We start from the raw sequence: 591 nt of genomic DNA on the forward strand, positions 1-591 counted from the left end.
TGCCTCCTTGTTCGGACGAAAAAATCTACGCCAACCTGACGGACTTCATTATTATCAGCGATTCCCTGGAGGTACCTATGCCCGATACAAGCGTCAGCTACAAATGCCCCAAATGCGGTGCGCCGCTCACCTTCCTCCCCGAACACAACCATGTGACCTGTGAGTTCTGCGATACCAAGATCAGCATCGCGGAGATGGATGCCCTCTTCGAAAAGAAGCAGGAAAAGGCCGTGCAGGCTGCGGAGAAAAAAGAAGCGCAGTGGAACACCGAGAACGTCTCTGGCACATGGGATGATGCCGAGACGGCGCACATGATGATCCAGACCTGCTCCTCCTGCGGTGCCGAGCTCGTCTCCGACGGCAACACCATGGCGACCGAGTGCGCCTACTGCGGCAGCCCGAACATGATCCCGCGCCGGTTCGACGGCATGCTGCGCCCCGATGTCATCATCCCGTTCAAGAAGACTAAGGAGGAGGCAGTCGCCGCACTCACGGAGTTCTACAAGGGAAAGCGCCTGCTCCCGAAGGAGTTCACCTCCGAGAACCGCATCAAAGAGATCCAGTCCATGTACGTCCCCTTCTGGCTGTTCG

General features: G+C 57.5%; 1 pseudogene. It reads left to right on the top strand.

Annotated features, from left to right (window positions below):
- Nucleotides 1-77: 77 nt before the first annotated feature.
- A pseudogene (locus HMPREF1992_RS11220) lies at nt 78-591 on the top strand (hypothetical protein); the annotation flags it as partial.

This window comes from Selenomonas sp. oral taxon 892 str. F0426 (assembly GCF_000468035.1).
Lineage (GTDB): Bacteria > Bacillota > Negativicutes > Selenomonadales > Selenomonadaceae > Centipeda.